The organism is Polynucleobacter sp. AP-Nickl1-40-C4 (assembly GCF_035012665.1).
Lineage (GTDB): Bacteria > Pseudomonadota > Gammaproteobacteria > Burkholderiales > Burkholderiaceae > Polynucleobacter.
The window spans coordinates 150,479-169,426 of sequence record NZ_JAYGQR010000005.1 but is presented as its reverse complement, the minus strand read 5'-3'; the positions used below and the strand labels follow the sequence as shown (position 1 = coordinate 169,426).

The following is an 18,948-nucleotide window of genomic DNA, read 5'->3' as shown; positions in this document are numbered from 1 at the left end:
ATACAGCTCTTCAATCAACGACGTACTTTGCGGATCCGTTTGCTAGTTGGCAACGTGGATCAAATGAAAACTTCAATGGTCTATTGCGGCAATACATCCCCAAAAAGAGACCGCTATCTACTGTGACGGATAAGGAGCTTAGAATGATCCAAGACCGTTTAAACAACCGACCTAGAAAACGATTAGGATTTAAAACCCCCAATGAAGTATTTATGCAGTCCTTAAACCGTGTTGCACTTCGTGTTTGAATCTACGTGGGCAAATAAGAATGCTTTAGACGTTAAACAAGAAATTCAATACATCTCCATCTTTAACAACATACTCTTTACCTTCCGCGCGCATCTTACCGGCTTCCTTGGCACCAGACTCTCCTTTGAACTGCACAAAATCTTCGTAGGAGATTGTCTGAGCACGAATAAAGCCACGCTCAAAGTCTGTATGAATCACGCCAGCCGCTTGAGGTGCTGTATCACCAACATGGATGGTCCAAGCGCGAACCTCTTTAACTCCAGCGGTGAAATAGGTTTGTAAACCAAGCAATGAATAACCCGCACGAATCACGCGATCTAGGCCTGGCTCTTGCATTCCTAAGTCGGCCAAAAATTCAATCTTGTCGGCCTCTTCTAAGTCAGCGATTTCCGCTTCAATAGCGGCGCATACAGCAACAACTGGAGCGTTTTCTTTTGCCGCATGCTGCTTCACAGCCTCGAGGTGTGGATTATTTGAGAAACCATCTTCTTTGACGTTTGCAACATACATCGCAGGCTTAGCAGTGATCAAACACAACGGTTTAATCAATAATTTTTCATCGTCATTGAGATTCAAACTGCGCACTGGCAGAGCAGAATCTAGATGAGTCTGAACTTTGGTCAGAACAGCAACCAACGCAGCAGCCTCTTTATCATTGCCAGACTTTGCAGCCTTGCTTGAGCGATTCAGGGTTTTCTCAACCGTTGCCAGGTCCGATAAGGCCAATTCAGTGTCAATCACTCCAATGTCAGCAATGGGATCGATTTTCCCAGCAACGTGAATGACGTTGGGATCCTCGAAACACCGGACGACATGGGTAATAGCATCAGTTTCACGAATATTCGCTAAAAACTGGTTGCCAAGACCTTCGCCTTTTGAGGCACCAGCTACCAAACCAGCAATATCGACAAATTCGACTGCTGCAGGCAGGATGCGCTCAGGCTTCACGATCTCAGCCAAGGCAGCTAGACGGGGGTCAGGAACCTCAACAACGCCCACATTAGGCTCAATCGTGCAGAAAGGATAGTTTTCCGCTGCGATTCCAGCCTTGGTAAGCGCATTAAAGAGGGTAGATTTGCCGACATTAGGCAGGCCGACGATGCCACATTTCAAAGACATAGCGTTATTGTAAAGGGGCTGGTTTCGATATCATCGAGTTATGTCAGAAGTTCATCCAAATAACACATCTAAAGCCCACGCCCAAATCCGCACAGTAGATGTTGTTGTGGTTGGCGGAGGCATTACTGGTAAGGCTTGCGCCCTTGGTCTAGCCCAGCTAGGCCTACAAACCATTGAAATTGCCCCCGATTTAGCGCAAAACGTCCCAAGCCCGCAAGGCGCTCAATGGGGCCAAAGAATCTACGCTTTTTCGCCTAGCACCCAAAAATTACTGGCTCATTTGCACATATGGGATGCAATTGATCACAGCCGCCTACAAGCAGTCCGAGATATGCGCATCTACGGTGATCGAGGCGAAAAGAATGACCATCTCCACCTTTCTGCATTTGAAGCGGGCACTCCACAACTTGCGTGGATTGGAGAAGCTAATTTAATTGAGCACACCATCGATCAAGCTTCGCGTTTTCAGAATAAGTTAGAGCGCATCAATGATGTTGTGGAAAGAATTCAGGTTGACGCCGATGGCACTACCCTGCATTTAAAAAATGGTGGGGGCATTCGTGCACAACTCGTAATAGCGGCTGATGGTGCCAACTCACCAATTCGCAATGAATTAGGCATCAGCGCAAGCGAAGAAAGTTATTCACAAAGTGCAGTAGTTGCCAATTGGCTTTGCAACTATCCCCATTTAGAAACTGCCTTTCAGTGGTTTTTACCAGGCGGCGATATTGTGGCCATGCTGCCCTTGCCAGGAAAACAAGTGTCGATGGTTTGGTCTACCTCCCCAGAACACGCAGCTGATTTATTAAAACTAGATCAAGCGCAATGGCTAGATCAATTCTCTTCTATTGCTAATGGCGCAATTGCCAAACAATTAGGTGAATTGACTCTGAACTCAGTACCTGCAGCCTTCCCATTAAGAAAGATTCGAGCCAAACGATTTATCGGACCAGACTTCTCTCCGAAGGTTGTGCTCATTGGTGATGCCGCCCATGTCATGCATCCACTAGCTGGGCAAGGCCTGAATCTAGGGCTACGAGATGTAGCGGTATTGCTGAATATTTTGGGCAAGCGTGAACCCTTCCGCACACTTAGTGACCTGGTATTACTAAGGCGCTACGAACGACAACGTCAAGGCGACACCAGCGCACTCTTATGGGTGACCGATAAACTCAAGAAATTATTTTCTGCAAGCAGCAGCACTGAACGCCAGCTCCGTAACTGGGGCTTAGGTCTTGTAAACAAAAGCCACTTTATAAAACAGCGCTTAATTGAACGCGCTTTAGGAGAAATTGATTTTGAATAAATTGTTATCTGCGATTGCATTCATTGGCGCCGCCCTGCTCTGCACTACCCCACTTCACGCACAACAAGAGCAGCAATTAAAGACTGAGATCCAAAAGAAGTTAGGCGCTAATGCGAAAGTGAAAAGTGTTTCACCGGCCCCAGTTTCCGGCCTTTATGAAGTACTAGTTGGCAATGATATTTTTTATACTGATACCTCTGGGAAGTATCTGATTCAAGGGGAAATCATTGAGCTCGCATCCGGTAAAAATATTACCGAGCAAAGACAGGCAGACTTAAACCGCATTAAATGGAGTGAATTGACGCCTGCCAACGCAATTAAAAATGTTCGTGGCAATGGTAGTCGCCAGCTGGCAGTCTTCTCCGATCCAAACTGTGGCTATTGCAAGCGCCTAGAGAAATCTCTACAGCAGCTTGATAACGTAACGATCTATACCTACTTAATACCCATTCTGTCGGCAGACTCCACCCAAAAAGCAAAGCAAATTTGGTGCTCTTCTGATCCCTATAAGACGTATATTGACTGGATGGTGAATGGCATCGCCCCTAGCGGTAAGGGAGAGTGCAGTACGCCACTGGATAAAAATGTGGCTTTCGCAAAGACCTATGGAATCACGGGCACGCCGACTTTATTCTTTACTGATGGCAGCCGTTTCCCTGGCGCGGTACAAATTACCGATATCGAAAAGAAATTTAGCTCCCTGAAATAAATATCATGAACCATGCCGACTTACCCGCAATTCAATATACGGTCTGGCCGGCAGACCTGCATGGCCATCGCTATCGTATCAAGCTGCATATTGCCAACCCTGATTCTGATGGTCAGGTACTTCAAATGCCGGCCTGGATTCCAGGTAGCTATTTAATTCGTGATTTCAGTAAACATGTCGAATCACTTGAAGCGTTTTCAGTAGAGGGTGTCAAGAGACAAATAATCCTCGAACGGATTGATAACGACCATTGGCGCTTACCGCCATGCAATGGTCCAATAGAGGTACTCAGCACTGTTTATGCGTTTGATTCTTCAGTGCGTGCAGCCTATCTGGATACTGAACGCGCATTCTTTAACGCCACTAGCTTATGTCTAGCCGTCAAAGGGCAGGAGCATTTACCTTGCTCACTCGCTATCACCCCGCCGGAACTTGCCTTTGCGGATCACTGGACAGTTCAAACTTCCTTGAGGGCTGCCAAGACGGATGAGCGTGGATTTGGCTTCTATTTGGCACAAAATTATGATGATTTATTGGATCATCCTGTAGCCTTGGGCGAGTTCCAGCTCGTGCACTGGAAATCAAATGGTGTAGCTCATCGCATGGCAATACAAGGCTGCAATCACATTATTGACGCCAAACGCCTTGCACAAGATTTACAAGCAATCTGCACCAGCACTATTGATCTCTTTGAGCCAAAATCTAAGCGTGCTCCTTTTGATGAATATCTTTTCTTAGTCAATGCGGTATTAAATGGCTATGGTGGCCTTGAGCATCGTAATAGCACTGCGCTACTCTGCAGGCGCGATCAAATCCCCCAAGAAAATATTCTCTTTGAAGAATCTGCGTATAGAGAATTCTTAGGCTTGTGTAGTCACGAGTATTTTCACGCATGGCTGGTTAAGCGTATTCAGCCAAAAGCCTTTCAACCGTATGATCTGGCCAAGCGTAATCACACTCGCTTACTGTGGGTGTTTGAGGGCTTCACCAGTTACTACGATGATCTCCAACTACTGCGTAGTAAACGAATTGATCTCAAGACTTACCTAAAACTCGTTGCAGATAACTGGAATGGGATCTTGCGTGGCCCTGGGCGCCATAAGCAAAGCCTAGCTGACAGCTCTTTTGATGCCTGGACCAAGTATTACCAAGCAGATGAGAACACCCCAAACACGGTCGTCAGCTACTACGGTAAAGGCGCCTTAGTTGCGCTTGGTCTTGATTTACAGATTCGGGCATTCACTAAAAATAAACAGTCTCTAGATGACCTCATGCGCCTACTTTGGAATAAGCATGGCGTCACCTTGGACGGCATTACAGAAGACGGACTAGATGATTTGATTTTTGAATTACTGGGTAATGGCTTTAGCAAAATCTGGAATGAGATTAAGGCCCGTTATATTTTTGGTATAGAAGATATTCCTCTGCAAAAATGGATTGGCTCAAATCTCATTTCTGTAAAAACAAAACCTCAATCTACACTGGAAAAACTCAAGCTACAGTTTGGGATGCGCCATTCAGATGCCAATGGCTGGCTTAAGGTTACCCATGTGCTTGATGGCGGGATTGCTCAAGCAGCAGGCCTATCAGCCGGTGATTTACTAGCCAGTATTGATGGGCAGCGGGTTACCGGCGCCCGCTGGGACAGAGTCTTAGGCAGCCTTTCTGAAAACTCCCATGCCCGCATTACTTTCTATCGCGATGATCTAGAGCATGAGCGCATGGTTTCAATGCAATCTACCCAGATACCTATGCAATATGAACTGACACCTAAAAAAGATGTCTGATCGAAATTGAAAGCACTATTTTCAAAAGACGATATCCCAAAGGATTGGCAAAAATTACTGGGGAATTATTTCGAGTCAGTAGATTGGCGCTCACTAGAAAAAAATTTGCAGACTGCTCTTGATACTGAAGTTGTTCGACCCGAGCCTCAGAACTTTTTTAAAGCCCTCAAACTTTGCCCCGTTGATTCAGTAAAGGTAGTGATCTTGGGCCAAGATCCTTATCACTCACCAGGGCTAGCGCAAGGGCTAGCCTTTTCGATACCTGCTGAGATTGCAGTCAATTCACGAGAATTTCCCAGCTCACTACGCAACATCAGTAAAGCATTGGCATTAGAAGGTTTTGGGTCTTTACCGAATGGTGATCTTCACAATTGGGCCGAGCAAGGAGTGCTACTTCTCAATACTGCTTTGAGTGTCAAATTGGGCGAGGCCGGCAGTCATACGGGGCTGGGATGGAAAAGCTTCATTGATCATTTGATCGGCGGTTTATCAAAAGCTAGGCCGCATTTAGTTTGGATGCTATGGGGTGGTCATGCCCAATCTAAGCTGTCACTCATTGAAGGAGGTCAGAATCCTTTGATCTTGCAATCCTCCCACCCATCTGGACTTGGCGTATACAAGACGAATAAGCCTTTTTTGGAGCCTGGAGGTAAGGCCAGTTGCAATCACTTTATTAAAGCCAATCAATGGCTGATTGAACAAAAGAGTGCGCCTATTCAGTGGGTGGCGAACAATTGCGCCGACTTATTTAGCTAAAGCAGTAAAAACACACCCCACCGCACAGGCAGCAAAAATAGCGCTGGCCCACTCTAAGATTTGCCCGGATTGAAAAAGATCCCAGTATTGCCCTGCATACGAGCTAGCAGCCGCTGCAATAGATCCCAGTAAGAAGGCCATCAGAATCCTGCCGGGCTTAACCCCATCAGAAGCTCCGGGGTAAAAAATCCAGGCTGACACCCCAGAAACACCCCCAATCACCAGAAAAGCCAAAAACCCCATTGATACCCCCATTAATGCTGCCATCAAATCTATAATTGCCATTATGAAGTTGTTGACACTCGGCATCAATCATCACACAGCGCCGGTCGCCATTCGGGAAAAGGTCGCCTTTGACCCTGAATTTCTTCAAGAAGCGTTGCACGATCTTCGCCAACATTTAGTTGGCGCGAATCAGGCCGGGCTTCCCGAAGCTACGATTTTGTCAACCTGCAACCGCACTGAGGTCTACTGCGCCGCAAATGATGCCAGCGCCGCAGGTCTTTTGCATGAAGCTACTTTCGATTGGTTAGCCAAAACTCAACAGCTTGCACCAAGCAGTCTTGAGCCTCACATTTACTCATTACCGCAATCAGATGCAGTGCGACATGCCTTCAGAGTTGCGTGTGGCTTAGATTCCATGGTAATTGGTGAGACACAAATCTTAGGCCAAATGAAAGATGCGGTTCGCACTGCAAATGATGCTGGTGTATTGGGAACCTATCTCAATCAACTTTTCCAGAAAACGTTTGCAGTCGCTAAAGAAGTACGTGGCTCTACTGAAATCGGTGCGCACTCTATTTCAATGGCTGCAGCCTCTGTTCGCCTCTCAGAACGTATCTTTGAAAAAATTGCAGATCAAAAGATTTTGTTCATTGGTGCCGGTGAGATGATTACTTTATGCGCAACGCATTTTGTTGCGCGCAAACCGAAGAATGTGGCGATTGCTAACCGCACGATAGAGCGCGGTCAAGAGCTTGCAGATTCCATTTCCTCGCAAGGCGTTGAAGCTGAATCCTTCAAGCTCTCCGAGCTCCCAGGGCGCCTACATGAGTTCGACATTATCGTTTCTAGTACTGCCTCATCCTTACCCATCATTGGTCTGGGCATGGTGGAGAGTGCCTTGAAGCAACGTCGCCATAAGCCGATGGTGATGATTGATTTAGCAGTGCCGCGGGATTTTGAACCTGAAATCTCCAGATTGGATGATATCTATCTTTACACCGTTGATGATTTAGGAACGATGATTCAGACTGGTGCCAACTTACGTCAAGCGGCTGTAAGCCAGGCTGAAGCGATCATCGAAGATCGTGTTGGTAACTTTATGCATTGGATGCAAGGTCGTAATGCGGTTCCGCTAATTCAGGATATTCAGCAGCAAGGTGAACGTTTACGTCAACTTGAACTTGAGCGTGCAATGAAACGCTTGATGCGTGGCGATGATCCACAAGAAGTTCTCAATGCCATGGCACAAGGCCTAACCAATAAATTTCTGCATGGCTCACTCCATGCACTGCAACACTCTAATGGCGCTGAGCGTGACGCCTTGATTAAGTTGTTACCCAAACTATTCGCCTCGCATTCCAAGCCAGAAGACCATTAGATGAAGCCCAGCATGCGGGCTAAGCTAGACCACCTAGATACGCGCTTAGCCGAACTTAATTCCTTATTGACCTCCGAAGAAGCAACCAAAGACATGGATGCTTATCGGAAGCTCACGCGTGAACATTCCGATATTGCTACCGTAGTAGAGCAGTTTGGGCTCTACAAGCAAGCAGAGGCGGATGCCCAAGCGGCAGAGGAAATGCGTAAAGATCCCGAGATGAAGGACTTTGCCGATGATGAGCAGAAACAGGCTTTGGCTACGATGGAAGCGCTTGAGGGCGCATTACAAAAGCTCTTGCTTCCTAAAGATGAAAATGATGATCGCAACGTTTTCTTAGAGATTCGTGCGGGCACTGGTGGTGACGAGAGCGCACTCTTTGCTGGTGATCTGCTACGCATGTATAGCCGCTTTGCTGAACGCCAAGGCTGGAAAGTAGAGATGGTCAGTGCTGCTGAATCTGACTTGGGTGGATATAAAGAAGTGGTCCTTCGTCTTGTTGGACAGTCTGTTTACTCACGACTCAAGTTTGAATCTGGTGGTCATCGTGTGCAACGTGTTCCACAAACCGAAACACAGGGTCGCATTCATACATCAGCCTGTACTGTGGCAGTCATGCCAGAAGCAGATGAACTGGAGGCGGTCAAAATTAATCCCGCAGAGTTGCGAATTGATACCTTCCGCGCTTCAGGTGCTGGTGGTCAGCATATTAATAAAACGGATTCTGCAGTCCGCATCACTCACCTGCCAACAGGCACCGTTGTTGAGTGCCAAGACGATCGCAGCCAACACCGCAATCGTGAACAGGCCATGAAGGTATTGGTTTCTCGCATCATGGATGCTAGAGAGCGCGAGAAACATCAACTTGAGGCGCAGACTAGGAAATCGCTGGTTGGATCGGGCGATCGCAGCGATCGCATTCGCACCTACAACTTCCCACAAGGCCGCATCACCGACCACCGCATCAATCTCACGCTTTATAAAATTGACGCCATGATGGATGGCGATATAGATGATCTTTGTAATGCTCTTGCATCTGAACATCAAGCAGAGTTACTTGCTGCCCTTGGTGATAGTTAAGCGATAACGAAACCTGTGAACAAGGATTTGAGCCTGCGCTCTCTATTGAGCGATTCAGCACTAGCCCCTGCTGAGGCAAAAATTCTGATGGCCTACATCCTTGAAAAGCATTACCAACTTCCACGCTCTGCCTTGCTGTCGCGTGATGATCTAGAGCTCAATGCCAAAGCGTTTGATGAGTGGAAATCGCTTGAATCCAAGAGAATTCAAGGTGAGCCAATTGCATACCTGATCGGAAAAAGAGGCTTTCACAATATTGAGCTTTATGTTGCTCCTGGAGTACTGATACCGCGCCCCGAGACTGAGCTCTTAGTAGAAATTGGTTTGCGTGAAATCAAACGTTTAAATGCTCTGACCAAAATTCTGGATTTAGGAACAGGCTCGGGTGCCATTGCTTTGGCGATTGCGCATGATGCCCCAAATGCGCAACTTACCGCAACCGATCAATCTACAGAAGCACTAGAAATTGCCAAAATAAATGCCAAGCTATTGAATATTGAGACTCGAGTACAGTTTTTTCAGGGGAGCTGGTATGAGGCTATAGAAGCTAGTGCTTCTTTTGACATTATTCTCAGTAATCCGCCATACATCACATCCCAAGACTCACATCTAAGTCAAGGTGACCTACGCTTTGAGCCAATTTCCGCACTAACAGATCATGGCAACGGACTGACCTGCTTAGAAAACATTATTTCAGGCGCCCAACAACACCTCAGTCCCAATGGCCTGCTTGCCGTTGAGCATGGATTTGACCAATCAGAAGCGGTTGTAGCCCTCATGCAGCAAGCAGGTTTTCAGGATGTCCAAACACATTTGGATTTAGGCGGCCATTATCGTGTCGCCTCAGGCAGAAAATAGGTTGAAATAACCTTTTTTCACATTAAGTCTTAAAATCAATAAAACCTTATTTTCAAACTGTCCTTGCAATAAGACTGTCTCAGTAAAAACTTAGTAGAAAGAATATATGGACTCACAAGCTCAAATTAAAGAAATCGTCACTAGCCACCCAGTTGTACTATTTATGAAGGGAACTGCGCAGTTTCCACAATGTGGCTTTTCTGGAAACGCCATCAATATCTTGCGCGCTAGCGGTGTTGAAAATCTCCATACCGTGAACGTGTTGGAAGATGCTGGTATTCGTCAAGGCATTAAAGAGTTCGCAAATTGGCCAACGATTCCCCAGCTCTATATCAATGGTGAATTTATTGGTGGCTCTGACATCATGACTGAAATGTTCCAGTCTGGTGAACTTCAAAAACTCGTCAAAGCTTAATCAAGTTTTTCGCTGAGACTTTGAAGCTGTGACCTTTGATTTAAGCTCTCTTCTACTATTTGGCCTGCCATTTGGAGTTTGTGCAGGCCTTTTAGTTTATGCCTTAAACCTACGCTCCACCCTTGCTCGTGTTGAGCTACAAGCCCAAACAGATCTTGCTCTAGCGCTCAGCTTGCGTACCGAACGTGACCAAGCATTACAAAACGCGATTCGCCTAGAGGCAGAGTTGGATTCTGAACGCAAACAAGGTCTAGGCAAAATTGAATCACTTAATGAAGCTAAAGAGGCTTTGACAAATCAGTTCAAAAATTTAGCCAACGAAATTCTAGAAGACAAGTCAAAGCGTTTTACCGAACAAAATGCTGCTAGTCTAGATGCTCTATTAAAACCTCTGCAAACTAAGCTTACGGAATTTAAAGAGCAAGTTAGCACCTCTTATGGCAATGAAGCTCGTGAGCGTCATGCTCTCAAAAGTGAAATCGAGCGCTTGGCTAATCTCAATCTGCGCATGTCAGATGAAACGCGCTCCTTAACCCAAGCATTAAAGGGGGACTCCAAGGTTCAAGGTAATTGGGGCGAGCTAGTGTTGGAATCCATTTTAGAATCCTCAGGCCTGCGCAAGGGAGAGGAATACCTTGTGCAAGACACCCACACGCAAGTTGATGGCTCACGCCTACAGCCTGACGTTGTAATTAAGCTGCCAGAAGGCAGAAGCTTAGTTGTTGACAGCAAAGTCTCCATAACGGCCTATGCCCGACATGCTGAAACTACGGATCCTGTAGTTGCTGAGCAAGAGTTGGCTGCCCATATTCAGTCTTTACGTCAACACATCCAAGGCCTATCTGGAAAGAACTATAGCTCGCTTTATGGAGTGGGTTCAGTTGACTTTGTTTTGATGTTTGTACCCATTGAGCCAGCGTTCTTGCTTGCATTAAAGACTGCGCCCAATCTATATCAAGAAGCTCTGGCAAAAAATATTGTGTTGGTATGTCCAAGCACTCTCATGGCGACGCTGCGAACAGTAGCGCATCTGTGGAGACAAGATCATCAAAATAGAAATGCTCTAGAGATCGCAAAACAATGTGGCAACCTTTACGATAAGTTTGTTGGCTTTGTAGATGATCTTGAGAAACTTGGACAACGTCTCGATCAAGCGCAAACGAGCTATCACGATGCATTCAACAAGCTAAAAACTGGCAAGGGTAATCTCATTCGTTCCGCTGAAAAAGTGCGCGAGTTAGGCGTTAAACCCAGTAAAAATCTGGCTACACCCTTGATTGAATCGTCTTCTGACTTCGAATAATTGCAGCCAGTAGCCTAAATAAATATTGAAAAAATTTAGACAAACAAAAACCCCGCCTAGTTTGCACTAAGCGGGGTTTTTTATTCTAACTACTGAATCTAAGTCTTCTAGCTTAAGCAGATTTACGGCTACGTGATGCAGGTGTAGCAACTTTCTTAACTTGAGCGATTTGACCTTGTACAGTTTCCATTGCTTGATCAGCAGTTTTTTCTGCAGTAGCAAAAGCTTCTTTGCTAGCAGCGCGGAACTGTTCAAAACCTTGCAATGCGCTACCGTATACAGTTTTGAATGATGACAAGAAAGCATCAGAACCTGCAGGCGCATTAGCAGTAACGGTATTGAGCCAATCCTGGAAGCCATCTTGCAACTGGTCGATGCTTGCATCAACTACGTTTGAAAACTCTTTATTGCCATCACGCAATACTTTGCTTACTTTCTTTTGATAAGCAACAGCTTGGTTACCAGCGGCTTGCAAAGAATCAGCAGTAAAGATTTCAGTAACTTGCTTTGGATCTTTAGCTGTCAAAACTTGCTGAATACCATCTTGAGCGTTTACCAATGCATCTTTAGAAGCTGCGTAATTCAACTCAGCCAATTTTTGAGCATTTTCCAAAGCAGCTTCGCTCAAAGAAAATGAAGCCTCGAGGCCTTTGCTGTTAATTTGGGACAATTTAGCGGTGATTTGATCTTGGTTCATGTATTTCTCCAGAAATTAAGTGGTACAACTTGTCAATTAAGCACACGATTTAAGAGATGGAAAACTGTAGATACCTTAAATATTGCACTGCACCATCAAACTGTAACTGAAGGGATAGGGCAAATCAAGAAGTTTTTGCTGCTATGCAACAAATATATTCCAAGACAACAATAAACTTAATATAATCAATAACTTAATGTCAAAACAGAATTCCCACTCCTATCAAAAAATAGCTATTGCAGCCTGTTTTGGAACCTTTCTAGAGTGGTATGACTTTCTGACATTTGCAACGCTAGCAGTCGTTTTTGCACCGCTCTTCTTCCCCTCAGCAGACCCCAATACAGCTCTATTAGCCAGCCTAGCGACGTTTGGAGTTGGGATGGTAGTTAGGCCTATTGGAGCCGCACTTTTTGGCTCTATGGGCGATCGGATCGGCCGCAAACCCGTGTTCATGATCACCATTGCCTTAATGGGACTTGCAACCGTAAGCGTGGGCTTTTTACCCACTTACGCTCAGATTGGAATCTGGGCGCCCATTCTGCTGGTTGCCCTTCGCCTGCTTCAAGGACTCTCTGCTGGCGGCGAAATCGGTGGAAGTGCCGTCTACCTCACCGAACATGCCGGTGATGAGCGCAGGGGACTTAAGACTAGCTTCCTCCAACTCATGGGCCCTCTTGGCATTCTGTTTTCCACCATGCAAATTGCATTACTCAGAAGTCAGCTATCACCAGAAGCATTTCAATCTTGGGGTTGGCGCGTACCATTCTGGATTTCGATTGCACTACTACTCATAGCGTTCAAAGCGCGCATGGCCCTAGAGGAAACGCCTGTATTTTTAGAGCTGAGTAAATCCCATCAACAATCTGCAAGTCCACTACTTAATAACTTCCGCGACCCACAAACTCGCAAACGCATGTTTTTGCTCTTCTTCTGCATCTCGGCGGGCGGGGCAGTACTTTTCTTTTGTGTGCAAGTCTATACAGCGATTTTTCTCAAAACTTCTGTGAAGCTAGCGCCCGAGTTAGTTGACCAACTCACCATTTATGGGACCCTAGCCTTATTCCCCCTCACTATTTTTGCTGGATGGTTATCGGACAAGATTGGTCGTAAACCAGTAGTAGTTTGCGGATTATTTTTAGGTGCTGTATTTATTCTGCCGGCATTTCATCTGCTCAAGAACATTGGTATGGAATATCTGAACAACCCAGCCGACACTCTTAATCTTATTTTGATAGGCGCACTACTTATCGGCTTATCTCTAGCGCTTGCTTTAGTAGTTGGCCCTCAGACTGCCATGCTAGCCGAACTCTTTCCAGCCAAAACCAGAAACAGCGCAGCAACCCTGCCCCACAATTTAGCTGCCGGATGGATTGGTGGCTTGCTTCCTTTAATCGTGACTTGGTTAAATCAGCGCTGGCAAAGTGATAGCGCCGGACTGTGGTATCCCGCTGTATTTTTAGCAAGCGCTGCTATTGTGGCTCTTATATATTTACCAGAGACAAGAAAAATAGATCTACGCAAATAATTAAGGATAAATTTTGCCCAAAAACAAACTATATGGCCTTGAAATAATCAGATTTTTCTCGGCTTTGGCTATTTTACTTTTTCACTACCAACACTTCTCCTTTATTGGTCAATCGCCCAATAATTTATCTTTAATACAGCTTCCTTTTTATAGCTGGCTTAAACCCTTTTATCAAAATGGTGGGCTTGGGGTACAAATTTTTTGGGGTATCAGTGGATTTATATTTTTTTGGAAATATGCCAAAGTCATTGAAGAAAAAAGGCTTATTGCCTGGAAGTTTTTTGTTCTTCGATTTTCACGGCTTTACCCCCTACATCTACTAACTCTTTTGCTGGTTGCGGGATTACAAATCCTCTATCTACAATCCCACGAATCTAGTTTTGTCTATGGCAATACCGATTGGCGGCATTTTATTCCGCAACTTTTCTTAGCAAGCAATTGGGGCGGGCAAGGCTTCAGCTTTAATGGGCCCATATGGTCTATATCTGTTGAGGTGTTAATTTACTTATTTTTCTTCTTGGTTACGCGCTATTTAGGAGCAAGCCTCTTCATAAGCATTGCCGTTCTATCAATATGCCTTCTCATTAAGTATTACAACCTGACTGAATCCTTTATTGTTAATTGCCTTCTTTATTTCTACGCGGGCGGCCTAACTGCCGCTCTTTATAACCGCTTAGAGAGGTCGGCTTATCGAAATATATCTTTACTCATTTCACTTGCAGTCACTATAGGCATTCCTGTCCTTTTTAATTTCAGCGATAACAACTTTTCAAAAATTCTATTGTTTTGCTATGTTCCTTTTTTGATCTATGCAGGGACAATCAACATCTCTTCCTCTGAAAAATATAACGAGGTAATTGCATCGTTCGGCAATATGACTTATTCAAGCTACTTACTGCACTTTCCTTTGCAGCTCCTATTAGCACTCATTTATGAATTCCTCAACATATCCATCCCGCTTTATAACCACCTCTTCTTTGAGATTTTTATGATTACGATTCTTTTACTGTCTTATATTGCCTATCGGTTTTTTGAAAAACCGATGCAAAGTATGATTAGGGGGTAACAGCGGTAAGATTAACGCCAGACTATCACCTCCACCACCTATACTGATCCGCTAGAATTGGGTTACTAGATACTGCAGCCTTAAGCCTGAAGAAAATATTAACTAAACAGAATTCGTATGCACATTAAACAAGTATTGAAAAAAATGCTCCCTGCATCTTTTCGAAAAAATAAAAAATTAAAAAGGGTTGGGAGGGATCTTAGCTATCACTCAACCTCTCGAATATGCCCAATTTGTGGGTATAAAGGTATTTTTGAAGTTTGGTTTGGTATGACGCTAGTCAGGGATAACACCTGCCCCTCATGCGACTCGCATCCAAGACAAAGACTTTTTTGGCTTTGGTTTCAAGGCGACAAAATAAAGCTTCAGGAACCGATATTGCATTTCGCCCCCGAGAAGTCTTTAAGCGAGCAATTTAAAAAAATATACCCAGAATATAAAACTGCAGATTTATACGCAAATGCAGATCTCAAGCTGGACTTAGAAAATCTTAGCCTTCAATCTGGCAGTTACAACACCATTATTTGCAATCATGTTTTAGAGCATGTGGATGACTTTAAGGCAATGAGAGAGATGTTTAGGGTGCTATCAGACAATGGATGTTTAATTTGCTCTGTCCCTATTATTGAGGGATGGGAGACCACTTACGAAAATAAATCAATTACATCTGAGCCGGAAAGAGAGCTTCACTTCGACCAGCGCGATCATGTTCGTTACTATGGGCGAGACTTTAGGGATAGACTGAAAGAAGCAGGCTTTCATCATATCCAAGAAGTTACTGCGTATGGTGATGATGTGGTTAAGTGGGGCCTGATCAGAGGTGAAAAATTCTTTATTTGTAAAAAAGTAATCAACTAATTTATTGAACAATTACTCAAATCTTCTTTGCCAATTCTTTAATATTGGAATGCCGGAAGAAAGAAGTGCCTAAAAAGGTGATATTCCCTTTTTATACATAGGACAGGCAAAGAAAAAGGACTTGAAAGCTCATCGCCCGCAAGTCCTTACTGTATTTGGTGCCCCTTGTCCGACTCGAACAGACCACCTACTGATTACAAATCAGTTGCTCTACCAGATGAGCTAAAGGGGCAACGGGATATATTTTATCCTATTTCACAATCTTCAAGGATGGTCTTGTAGTTTTAGGCTTTTCAGGGGCTTGATCTTCAAAATCCGCAATATGAAGATCACGGGCCTGAGCTGGATCAAATGGGAAAGACATTCCCTGCCCATTTTCCCTGGCATAGATTGCTAGAACATGGCTGACCGGGACCATGATCTTTCTTGGAATACCGCCAAATCTTGCCTGGAAGCTTATCCAATCGTTTTCTATCGCCAGTTGATGGCATGCCTCCAGGGAAAGATTCAGGACGATCTCATCGTTCTTCACAAACTCCATCGGTACCTCTACCCTAGCGTCCACAAAAACCGCTATGAAGGGCGTAAAACCAAAATCCGTGCACCACTGATGTAGGGCACGGATTAGATATGGTTTATTACTTGGAATGTCAGACATGCCGACGAGTCATGTACCGCTAAAAATGCTTAGCGGCGCATTACCTTCTCGGAAGGAGTCAAAGCCTCGATGTACGCAGGTCTGCTAAAAATACGCTCAGCGTATTTCAGCAAAGCCGCTGCATTGCGAGAAAGATCGATGCCGTAATGCTCAAGACGCCATAACAATGGCGCAATAGCTACGTCCAGCATAGAGAACTCATCGCCCAACATGTATTTGTTTTTAACAAAAATTGGTGCCAGCTGAGTCAAACGATCACGAATCGCTAAACGCGCTTTTTCGTGAGTCTTTTCAGCTGCTTTACCTTTTTCATTTTCCAGAGCAGCTACGTGCACAAACAATTCTTTCTCAAAATTGAAGAGGAAGAGGCGTGCACGTGCGCGTGCAACTGGATCAGGCGGCATTAATTGTGGGTGAGGAAAACGCTCATCAATATATTCATTGATGATGTTTGACTCGTACAAAATTAAATCACGCTCAACCAAGATAGGTACTTGGCCGTAAGGGTTCATTACCGAAATATCTTCAGGCTTATTAAACAAGTCGACATCGCGGATTTCAAAATCCATGCCTTTTTCAAAAAGCACCAAACGGCAGCGTTGCGAGAATGGGCAGTTAGTACCCGAGTACAACACCATCATAAATTTATTTCCTTAAATTTCTACTTCAATACAACAAACGCACAACAGCGTTAAATCTTTTCACCAATAGACCCTAGCTTCAGGACCCTTCAAATTCAATTAGTGAATATCTTTCCAATAGGCTTTATTCAAACGCCAAGCCAACAGGGTAAAGATTGCCAAGAACAAGAGCACTACTACACCAAGACGCTTACGCTCCAACTGAACTGGCTCAGCCATCCATGACATGAAAGCGACTAAGTCGGCGATATTGTCGTCATACTCTTGTGTGCTCATTTTGCCGGGAGTTAACTGCTCAAAGCCAACAAAGACTTCTTCTGTTCTGCTTGGGTCATGTGGGTCTTTGTGCTCTTCAAACTTGGCAGCACGCTCGCCTTGCAACTGCCAGAGAACGTGTGGCATACCGACTTTAGGATAGACCAAATTATTCCAACCAGTTTGTGTCGTGTCGTCTTTGTAGAAAGTGCGGAAGTAGGTGTAAAGCCAGTCCGCTCCACGAGCACGCGCCTCAACTGATAAGTCAGGTGGTGTCTTACCAAACCAAGCTTTAGCTTCTTTTGGTGTCATCGAGATGGTCATCAAGTCACCCACTTTGGCATCAGTCAAAATGAGGTTATCTTTGATTTGTTGATCGGTCAAACCAATATCGCGCAACCGGTTGTAACGCATGCTTGCGGCTGCATGGCAGTTCAAGCAGTAGTTCACAAATAACTTTGCACCGTTTTGCAATGAGGCATTGTTACTAACGCGGTTGGGGGCTTGATCCAAAGGAAAGCCACCCTCATTTGCATTGGCATTCACGCCAAAGCTCAGGGCCGCAACCAATACTGTTGCTTGGCAGACGCCCATCAAAGTTTGCAGAATTTGTTTCATACTAATTCCTAAGTTCTCTTTGCCAGTATCTCAGGCGTGAATTAATGGGACTTAAAAGTAACGCGTGTTGGAACTGGCTTAAATTTACCAAGCGTGCTCCAGAACGGCATTCCTAAGAAGAAGCCCAGATAATAAATAGTGCATACCTGAGAAATCTTTTCAAACACTGGTGATGGTGGCTGAATACCTAAGTAACCCAAGATCACAAAACTCACCACAAATACACCATAAATATACTTATGGAAATCTGGGCGATAGCGGATAGATTTCACAGGTGAGTGATCAAGCCAAGGCAAGAAGAACATGATCACAACAGAACCGCCCATGATCACAACACCCCAGAACTTAGCATCAAATAAGTAGAAGCCAGCTGCCAACACGAGAGCGATTGCAGCGCATGCGCCCTTCACCTTGAGATTTTTACTCTTCAGAGCAAACATTCCGAGAATGACTGCCAAGAAGATCCATAAAGGCAGCAAGAAGTTCGTTGTAGTTGCACGCAACATTGAGTAGAAAGGCGTGAAATACCAAACCGGAGCAATGTGCGGAGGTGTTTGAAATGGGTTCGCCGGAACGAAGTTATTTGCCTCGAGGAAGTAACCGCCCATCTCTGGTGCAAAGAACACGATACATGCAAACACCATCAAGAATCCACCCAAATACATTACATCATGCACGCTGTAATAAGGATGGAATGGGATGCCATCAACTGGATGGCCATTCGCATCTAAGTTCTCTTTAATTTCAACGCCATCTGGATTGTTTGAACCCACTTCATGCAGAGCCAAAATATGGGCTGCAACCAAGCCAACCAATACCAATGGAATTGCAATCACATGGAATGCAAAGAAGCGATTGAGGGTTGCATCGCCCACAACATAGTCGCCACGAAGCCATAAAGATAGATCTGGGCCAATGAATGGAATTGCAGAGAACAAGTTCACAATCACTTGAGCGCCCCAATAGGACATTTGACCCCATGGGAGCAAGTAACCGAAGAATGCTTCACCCATCAAACACAAGAAAATTGCGCAACCGAAGATCCAAATGAGCTCACGTGGTTTGCGATAAGAACCGTAGATCAAACCACGGAACATATGCATATAAACCACCACAAAGAACATAGAGGCGCCAGTGGAGTGCATATAGCGAATCACCCAACCCCATGGAACTTCACGCATGATGTATTCAACTGACTCAAAAGCCTTCGCAGCATCAGGCTTGTAGTTCATGGTCAAGAAAATACCGGTAAGTATCTGATTTACCAACACTACGATTGCTAATGCACCAAAAATATAGAAGAAATTTAGATTTTTTGGAGCGTAGTACTCGCTCATATGACGCTTAAATGCTTCTGTTACAGGTAGGCGTGAGTCAACCCAAGCCATTAGCTTTTGGGCTGCAGAAGCGTCTGCTGGAACTTCTTTTTCGTGGAATGCCATTTA

The 18,948-nt window shown here is 44.9% G+C and carries 20 protein-coding genes and 1 tRNA gene; 13 read left to right on the top strand and 8 right to left on the bottom strand.

From position 1 onward, the window contains the following. On the top strand, nucleotides 1-248 hold a 248-nt coding region (locus VC182_RS07585), incomplete at its 5' end, for an IS30 family transposase (protein ID WP_323484365.1). A 25-nt stretch (nucleotides 249-273) separates the two neighbouring features. Here VC182_RS07585 and ychF read toward each other — a convergent pair. Then, nucleotides 274-1,368 carry a redox-regulated ATPase YchF gene (gene ychF, locus VC182_RS07580; protein ID WP_216242855.1) on the bottom strand — a complete coding sequence of 365 codons (1,095 nt, stop codon included), beginning with the start codon at nucleotides 1,366-1,368 and terminating at the stop codon, nucleotides 274-276. A 40-nt stretch (nucleotides 1,369-1,408) separates the two neighbouring features. Between ychF and VC182_RS07575 the strand changes: the two genes are divergently transcribed. Genes VC182_RS07575 through VC182_RS07560 form a run of 4 tightly spaced genes read left to right on the top strand, consistent with a single transcriptional unit; the run spans nucleotide 1,409 to nucleotide 5,926 of the window. Then, complete coding sequence (locus VC182_RS07575) at nucleotides 1,409-2,674, top strand: FAD-dependent monooxygenase (RefSeq protein ID WP_323484964.1); 1,266 nt, start codon at nucleotides 1,409-1,411, stop codon at nucleotides 2,672-2,674. Further along, nucleotides 2,667-3,383, top strand: coding sequence for a DsbC family protein (locus VC182_RS07570; RefSeq protein ID WP_216121509.1), 717 nt, complete (start codon nucleotides 2,667-2,669; stop codon nucleotides 3,381-3,383). Before VC182_RS07575 ends, VC182_RS07570 begins: the two co-directional genes overlap by 8 nt. 5 nt (nucleotides 3,384-3,388) lie before the next feature. Beyond that, nucleotides 3,389-5,170: a M61 family metallopeptidase gene (locus VC182_RS07565; protein WP_323484963.1), complete on the top strand. Its 1,782-nt coding sequence runs from the start codon at nucleotides 3,389-3,391 to the stop codon at nucleotides 5,168-5,170. Nucleotides 5,171-5,176: 6 nt separating this feature from the next. After that, complete coding sequence (locus VC182_RS07560; RefSeq protein ID WP_083564269.1) at nucleotides 5,177-5,926, top strand: uracil-DNA glycosylase; 750 nt, start codon at nucleotides 5,177-5,179, stop codon at nucleotides 5,924-5,926. Here the strand turns inward: VC182_RS07560 and VC182_RS07555 are convergent. Continuing rightward, a complete protein-coding gene (locus VC182_RS07555; protein ID WP_237767769.1) occupies nucleotides 5,915-6,211 on the bottom strand; it encodes a hypothetical protein in 297 nt (98 codons plus the stop codon). The genes VC182_RS07560 and VC182_RS07555 overlap by 12 nt on opposite strands. 1 nt (nucleotide 6,212) lies before the next feature. On the opposite strand from VC182_RS07555, the gene hemA reads away from it, so the two are divergent. The 5 genes from hemA to rmuC all read left to right on the top strand — a co-directional run bounded on the left by hemA (nucleotide 6,213) and on the right by rmuC (nucleotide 11,185). Continuing rightward, nucleotides 6,213-7,529: a glutamyl-tRNA reductase gene (gene hemA, locus VC182_RS07550; protein ID WP_072583418.1), complete on the top strand. Its 1,317-nt coding sequence runs from the start codon at nucleotides 6,213-6,215 to the stop codon at nucleotides 7,527-7,529. Beyond that, nucleotides 7,530-8,609, top strand: coding sequence for a peptide chain release factor 1 (gene prfA / locus VC182_RS07545; RefSeq protein WP_072583419.1), 1,080 nt, complete (start codon nucleotides 7,530-7,532; stop codon nucleotides 8,607-8,609). Nucleotides 8,610-8,624: 15 nt separating this feature from the next. Continuing rightward, nucleotides 8,625-9,467, top strand: coding sequence for a peptide chain release factor N(5)-glutamine methyltransferase (gene prmC / locus VC182_RS07540; protein ID WP_072583420.1), 843 nt, complete (start codon nucleotides 8,625-8,627; stop codon nucleotides 9,465-9,467). 106 nt (nucleotides 9,468-9,573) lie between these two features. Then, nucleotides 9,574-9,882, top strand: coding sequence for a Grx4 family monothiol glutaredoxin (gene grxD, locus VC182_RS07535; protein ID WP_072583421.1), 309 nt, complete (start codon nucleotides 9,574-9,576; stop codon nucleotides 9,880-9,882). Between the two features lie 28 nt (nucleotides 9,883-9,910). Then, the gene (rmuC, locus tag VC182_RS07530) at nucleotides 9,911-11,185 is read left to right on the top strand and encodes a DNA recombination protein RmuC (RefSeq protein WP_323484962.1); all 1,275 of its coding nucleotides are present in this window, start codon (nucleotides 9,911-9,913) and stop codon (nucleotides 11,183-11,185) included. Between the two features lie 112 nt (nucleotides 11,186-11,297). Here rmuC and VC182_RS07525 read toward each other — a convergent pair whose 3' ends face one another. Continuing rightward, nucleotides 11,298-11,882, bottom strand: coding sequence for a phasin family protein (locus VC182_RS07525; protein WP_323484961.1), 585 nt, complete (start codon nucleotides 11,880-11,882; stop codon nucleotides 11,298-11,300). 196 nt (nucleotides 11,883-12,078) lie between these two features. On the opposite strand from VC182_RS07525, the gene VC182_RS07520 reads away from it, so the two are divergent. The 3 genes from VC182_RS07520 (at nucleotide 12,079) to VC182_RS07510 (ending at nucleotide 15,331) form a co-directional block, all read left to right on the top strand. Beyond that, nucleotides 12,079-13,407, top strand: a complete 1,329-nt coding sequence (locus tag VC182_RS07520; RefSeq protein WP_323484960.1) for an MFS transporter — start codon at nucleotides 12,079-12,081, stop codon at nucleotides 13,405-13,407. Nucleotides 13,408-13,420: 13 nt separating this feature from the next. Next, nucleotides 13,421-14,473 carry an acyltransferase gene (locus VC182_RS07515; protein ID WP_323484959.1) on the top strand — a complete coding sequence of 351 codons (1,053 nt, stop codon included), beginning with the start codon at nucleotides 13,421-13,423 and terminating at the stop codon, nucleotides 14,471-14,473. A 117-nt stretch (nucleotides 14,474-14,590) separates the two neighbouring features. Then, nucleotides 14,591-15,331: a methyltransferase domain-containing protein gene (locus VC182_RS07510; RefSeq protein WP_323484958.1), complete on the top strand. Its 741-nt coding sequence runs from the start codon at nucleotides 14,591-14,593 to the stop codon at nucleotides 15,329-15,331. A 156-nt stretch (nucleotides 15,332-15,487) separates the two neighbouring features. Here the strand turns inward: VC182_RS07510 and VC182_RS07505 are convergent. The 5 genes from VC182_RS07505 to VC182_RS07485 all read right to left on the bottom strand — a co-directional run bounded on the left by VC182_RS07505 (nucleotide 15,488) and on the right by VC182_RS07485 (nucleotide 18,945). Next, nucleotides 15,488-15,563, bottom strand: a tRNA-Thr gene (locus VC182_RS07505). An 18-nt stretch (nucleotides 15,564-15,581) separates the two neighbouring features. Further along, nucleotides 15,582-15,989 carry a ClpXP protease specificity-enhancing factor gene (locus tag VC182_RS07500; protein WP_083564305.1) on the bottom strand — a complete coding sequence of 136 codons (408 nt, stop codon included), beginning with the start codon at nucleotides 15,987-15,989 and terminating at the stop codon, nucleotides 15,582-15,584. 29 nt (nucleotides 15,990-16,018) lie between these two features. Next, nucleotides 16,019-16,630: a glutathione S-transferase N-terminal domain-containing protein gene (locus VC182_RS07495; RefSeq protein ID WP_028819209.1), complete on the bottom strand. Its 612-nt coding sequence runs from the start codon at nucleotides 16,628-16,630 to the stop codon at nucleotides 16,019-16,021. A 99-nt stretch (nucleotides 16,631-16,729) separates the two neighbouring features. Then, on the bottom strand, nucleotides 16,730-17,503 hold the full coding sequence (locus tag VC182_RS07490; protein ID WP_072584014.1) for a cytochrome c1: 774 nt from the start codon (nucleotides 17,501-17,503) through the stop codon (nucleotides 16,730-16,732). A 41-nt stretch (nucleotides 17,504-17,544) separates the two neighbouring features. Next, on the bottom strand, nucleotides 17,545-18,945 hold the full coding sequence (locus tag VC182_RS07485) for a cytochrome b (RefSeq protein WP_072584013.1): 1,401 nt from the start codon (nucleotides 18,943-18,945) through the stop codon (nucleotides 17,545-17,547). Nucleotides 18,946-18,948: the final 3 nt, after the last annotated feature.

What these genes read in the sequence shown, in the direction of transcription:
- VC182_RS07555 (WP_237767769.1), bottom strand. Translation starts at nt 6,211, where the DNA reads ATGGCAATTATAGATTTGATGGCAGCATTAATGGGGGTATCAATGGGG.
- VC182_RS07485 (WP_072584013.1), bottom strand. Translation starts at nt 18,945, where the DNA reads ATGGCATTCCACGAAAAAGAAGTTCCAGCAGACGCTTCTGCAGCCCAA.
- VC182_RS07500 (WP_083564305.1), bottom strand. Translation starts at nt 15,989, where the DNA reads ATGTCTGACATTCCAAGTAATAAACCATATCTAATCCGTGCCCTACAT.
- VC182_RS07495 (WP_028819209.1), bottom strand. Translation starts at nt 16,630, where the DNA reads ATGATGGTGTTGTACTCGGGTACTAACTGCCCATTCTCGCAACGCTGC.
- grxD (WP_072583421.1), top strand. Translation starts at nt 9,574, where the DNA reads ATGGACTCACAAGCTCAAATTAAAGAAATCGTCACTAGCCACCCAGTT.
- VC182_RS07575 (WP_323484964.1), top strand. Translation starts at nt 1,409, where the DNA reads ATGTCAGAAGTTCATCCAAATAACACATCTAAAGCCCACGCCCAAATC.
- VC182_RS07525 (WP_323484961.1), bottom strand. Translation starts at nt 11,882, where the DNA reads ATGAACCAAGATCAAATCACCGCTAAATTGTCCCAAATTAACAGCAAA.
- hemA (WP_072583418.1), top strand. Translation starts at nt 6,213, where the DNA reads ATGAAGTTGTTGACACTCGGCATCAATCATCACACAGCGCCGGTCGCC.
- VC182_RS07565 (WP_323484963.1), top strand. Translation starts at nt 3,389, where the DNA reads ATGAACCATGCCGACTTACCCGCAATTCAATATACGGTCTGGCCGGCA.
- VC182_RS07520 (WP_323484960.1), top strand. Translation starts at nt 12,079, where the DNA reads ATGTCAAAACAGAATTCCCACTCCTATCAAAAAATAGCTATTGCAGCC.
- VC182_RS07490 (WP_072584014.1), bottom strand. Translation starts at nt 17,503, where the DNA reads ATGAAACAAATTCTGCAAACTTTGATGGGCGTCTGCCAAGCAACAGTA.
- ychF (WP_216242855.1), bottom strand. Translation starts at nt 1,368, where the DNA reads ATGTCTTTGAAATGTGGCATCGTCGGCCTGCCTAATGTCGGCAAATCT.
- prfA (WP_072583419.1), top strand. Translation starts at nt 7,530, where the DNA reads ATGAAGCCCAGCATGCGGGCTAAGCTAGACCACCTAGATACGCGCTTA.
- VC182_RS07510 (WP_323484958.1), top strand. Translation starts at nt 14,591, where the DNA reads ATGCACATTAAACAAGTATTGAAAAAAATGCTCCCTGCATCTTTTCGA.